This is a genomic window from Bacteroides sp. Ga6A2 (genome assembly GCF_000702225.1).
In the GTDB taxonomy this organism is placed as follows: Bacteria; Bacteroidota; Bacteroidia; order Bacteroidales; family Bacteroidaceae; genus Ga6A1.
In genome coordinates this window covers 76,744-80,481 of record NZ_KL370875.1, presented here as the reverse complement: position 1 = coordinate 80,481, position 3,738 = coordinate 76,744, and the positions used below count along the sequence as shown (strand labels likewise).

Annotated in this window: 5 protein-coding genes; all 5 read left to right on the top strand. The window is 44.2% G+C overall.

What is annotated here, in order from left to right:
- A partial coding sequence (locus tag T538_RS0116540) for a transposase (protein WP_031541558.1) occupies positions 1 to 302 on the top strand: 302 nt, incomplete at its 5' end.
- Positions 303 to 530: 228 nt separating this feature from the next.
- Positions 531 to 1,427: a DUF4595 domain-containing protein gene (locus T538_RS0116535; protein WP_155993332.1), complete on the top strand. Its 897-nt coding sequence runs from the start codon at positions 531 to 533 to the stop codon at positions 1,425 to 1,427.
- Positions 1,428 to 1,459: 32 nt separating this feature from the next.
- Positions 1,460 to 2,461, top strand: a complete 1,002-nt coding sequence (locus tag T538_RS0116530; protein ID WP_034539435.1) for a hypothetical protein — start codon at positions 1,460 to 1,462, stop codon at positions 2,459 to 2,461.
- A gap of 8 nt (positions 2,462 to 2,469) precedes the next feature.
- Positions 2,470 to 3,099 (top strand): GNAT family N-acetyltransferase, encoded by a 630-nt coding sequence (locus tag T538_RS0116525; RefSeq protein ID WP_031535771.1) that lies wholly within the window; start codon positions 2,470 to 2,472, stop codon positions 3,097 to 3,099.
- Positions 3,100 to 3,106: 7 nt separating this feature from the next.
- On the top strand, positions 3,107 to 3,738 hold a 632-nt coding region (locus T538_RS17930; RefSeq protein ID WP_031541557.1), incomplete at its 3' end, for a gamma-glutamyl-gamma-aminobutyrate hydrolase family protein.

Here is a 3,738-nt window from a genome sequence, read left to right as displayed (position 1 = left end):
CCTCACACTCGACAGTCGAGAAAGCAGTGTCAAAGTCGGAACGGCAGACAGTCCGCGGGAGCAATGCTCCAAAGGTTCTTCCGTGGGTACACATCGCCATTTCAAACGCCAAGTCGTTGTTCACAGACATGTATCACGGAATCAAGGAGGAGTTTCTTCAAGAATACTTGAATGAATTCTGCTACAAATTCAACCGTAAATATTTCGGTGACAGGATGTTCGACCGGTTAGTTATCGCTGCCGTTTCGTATAAGCCTACGTTTGAGCACAAATTATATAACGGAAGGGCGAATTGCGGATAATCATATTATGAATTATGAAAATACATGGGCAAATAGTAAGAAAATTATATTTTTATTTTTTTTATTCATATTTTTTTTATAGATTTGCGAGAAGACAATGTAAAAAGTCACGAGTTCTGACTTTCTGACACCTGAAAAAATAATATATTATGGATAGGACAAATCTCAATTGGATTTTAACAGGTTCATAGAAATGTCCAACTGAAAACCAACTAATAATAAATTGACATGAAAAAGGATTTTTTATGGAGTTTAATGGCTGTCATGATAGCCATGACAATAAGTGTGAGTTTAGTATCATGTGACAATGATGATGACAATGGCATCAGTGGCGTTAACAATGTATCTGCCCTGACGGGTATTATCGACAAGGAGAGCGGTCTGCGACTGAAATCCTTCGGCGAATATACTGTATATTACAATAATGATGGGTTGTTCGATTCCATTGCGCACAAAGATTATTTGGACGATTATGCTTTCCAATATGGTCCAGACAAGATTCGCAGAAGGAATAATTCTTTTTACAACTATGTGACCGAATTTGCCGTGAGCTACGACAAGATGAGACGAATGACATCTTACGAAAGCCAAGAGACCGGCGAGTGTATTTACTTTGAAAACAATTGGAATGGAACTGGGTCGGCTTCTTACACCTACGACAAGGATGGACATCTGACATCCATGACCCAATCAGGAGAAGAGACCGGTATTGAAAAGGGTAAGCCATATACTGCCAGTTGGATTGAAAAGGTCACGCTGACTTGGGAGAATGGTCTCTTGAAGGAAATCGCATACGAAGATATCGGCTTAGAGAATGCAAGGACTTGGTCGGCTGTCTATACGTTCGGTTACGACACGGAATATGTGAATAAGCACAAGCAATGGGTTTACTTCTACGTCTTCGGCGATAACAACTCCATTTTTCTCCCCTATCTCGGACTTATGGGCATAGGACCTGACAAGTTGCCTTCGTCTGTTACCTTCAACTATAAAGACAAGTTAGGTACTGTCGGAAATGACGGTACAGAGACTTATCCTTGCAGTTACGAGTTCAATGCCGACGGTTCTGTGGCTAAGGCCAACGGCTGGGAGTACACCTACGAATATGCCACAGACAGCAAGTAATTAGTATTTAACACCTAATTTAATATTTTGATATGAACAAGTTTATTTTGCGCATGATGGCTATCATGATAGCCTTGACAATGAGTGTGGGTTTCGTGTCTTGCAACGACGATGATGACAACGGCAGCAATGGCGCTGGCTTTCCACCGGCATTGACTGGTACCGTCGACAAGGAGAGCGGTCTGCGACTGAAATCATTCAGCAGTAGAGAGTTACATTATTCGGACAATGGTGTGCTTGAATCTGTCACTGCCTCGTATGACAACATGGAGGATCAGTTCACCTTCGACTATCCTGCAAACAAAATAATAGAAACCTGGAAGTACTCCGATGGTGAGACAGGCACCCAAATCTATTCGGTCAAATACAACAACCAAGGATATATCACTGTTTTTGACACCGATTACGAAGAAGAAGGTTATGCTACTTCCGAAAAGAACTCGTTCAATTATGATAGCGAAGGTCATCTGTCGTCTTGCTCATTATATGGAGTAATTGACAGAATTAAAGATGGGGAACGACTCTATTTGGAATGGAATTATAAGGTCACCTTTGACTGGAAAGATGGCCTGTTGCTGTATTTGGCTTTCGATGGTGAGGAAACTGAAAATGAAACGAAGTCATCAGGTTCCTATAAATATAAGTATTACTATGATGCCGATTACCCGAATAAATATAAGCAGTGGGGCATATACCATGGTTTCCCGTCGGTAGGCGACACTTACTTTTTCCTGCCATTTATCGGGCTGATGGGTATCGGGCCTGATAGGTTGCCTTCAAGGATGACTTACATCGGCAACGACAATCAGGAAGACCCTGATCACAAGTGGAATTTCAGTTTTACTTTCAATGAGGATGGTTCTCTGGCCACAATGGCTGGCTTTAAGTTTTCTTACGAATATGCAAACGGGAACGGGGAAACTCGTCTGGCTGCTCCTTCGGTAATGACGGTAGAAGATGGAACAGGTTTCCGCCCGGAGCGTCGGCATGGAAGACACCTCTTCGGTGGCATTCCTGTAACAGGTAAAGAATAAAGGCTAATATGGATATCGAATTCGGAAATCTTAAACGCGAAGAACTGAAGGCGGCAGTGACACTCGCCGCCCGTGCCTATCGCAACTATGCCTACGTTGCGCTCTATTTCCCAGACGATGAAGAGCGGTTCAGAAGTCTGCACGCATTTATGAACTGCGTAATGAAGAGCAACTTCGGCAAGGCCGACCTGCTGGCGGCGCGTCAGCAGGGACATCTTGTCGGGCGTGCAACCTTGGAGTCCCCGGATTTTCAGCCGCCATCGTTATGGGAGAGTTTTATCAACGATGGCTGGAAGGTATATTTGGCCGCCAACTGGAAGAACGTGAACGGCTATCTCGCCATGGACGAAGGGGCATGCAAACCTTGCCACGACTATCAGAAAACAAATCGGGGCGTATGGTATCTCAGTATGTTTGAGGTCGAGCCGGACTTCCAAGGACAAGGCATCGGCACCCAGTTCCTGGCATTTCAGGAGGACTATGTCCGCCAACGGGGTGGCCGCGAGATGGTTCTCTTCACAAACTCGGAAGATAATCTTGCCTTCTATACCAAGCGAGGCTACGAAATATTTCATGAGTGCGAAATTGAACACGACGGACGAAAAGTCGGTAGTTGGAGTTTGAAGAAATTGTTATGAAAAAAATATGAAACAACTAAAAATTTGGCATATAGCCGTAATATTTGTCATACTCTGTGGCGCATGTTCGAAAACAAGCAGAGACGATAATCATAAAGAGTTGAAAATCGCCATTGCGTGGCGAGAAGATACTGATAATGAGTTTTGCACTAACGTAGTAGAGGCTTTCAGGCAGGCTGGCGTTAATGTAACGGTGCTGCCGCAGGTAAAGGCTTCGTACATAGATTATGAAGGCAGTTCAGTATCGGCTAACCAACTCGATGCCAATGGTATCGGATATCTGAGCAATGATGCTGGTCTGCTTGTGCGTGCCAAAGCTTACGACGGTTCTAATGTTGCCGAAGTGCTTCGTGATGTAGACGGCGTGATATTCTCGGGTGGCGAGGACATATCGCCAAGTCTCTATGCCGTGCAGGAAGATTGGCACCATATAAAATCAGAGATTGATTATAATGCAGCACGTGATGTTTCGGATTATCTGACAATGGCGTATTGTCTCGACCACGACATTCCAATTTTAGGATTTTGCCGTGGCTCGCAGATGCTCGGTGTGGTGTCGGGCGCAACCATGATACAAGATTTGCCTGTGTGGTTTGCCTCTCAAAACTTGGACTATAACTATGAACATCGCAGAGAAAA

Bases quoted from the DNA above. Each gene is read 5' to 3' on its own strand.
- T538_RS0116535 (WP_155993332.1), top strand. From the start codon at position 531: ATGAAAAAGGATTTTTTATGGAGTTTAATGGCTGTCATGATAGCCATG.
- T538_RS0116530 (WP_034539435.1), top strand. From the start codon at position 1,460: ATGAACAAGTTTATTTTGCGCATGATGGCTATCATGATAGCCTTGACA.
- T538_RS0116525 (WP_031535771.1), top strand. From the start codon at position 2,470: ATGGATATCGAATTCGGAAATCTTAAACGCGAAGAACTGAAGGCGGCA.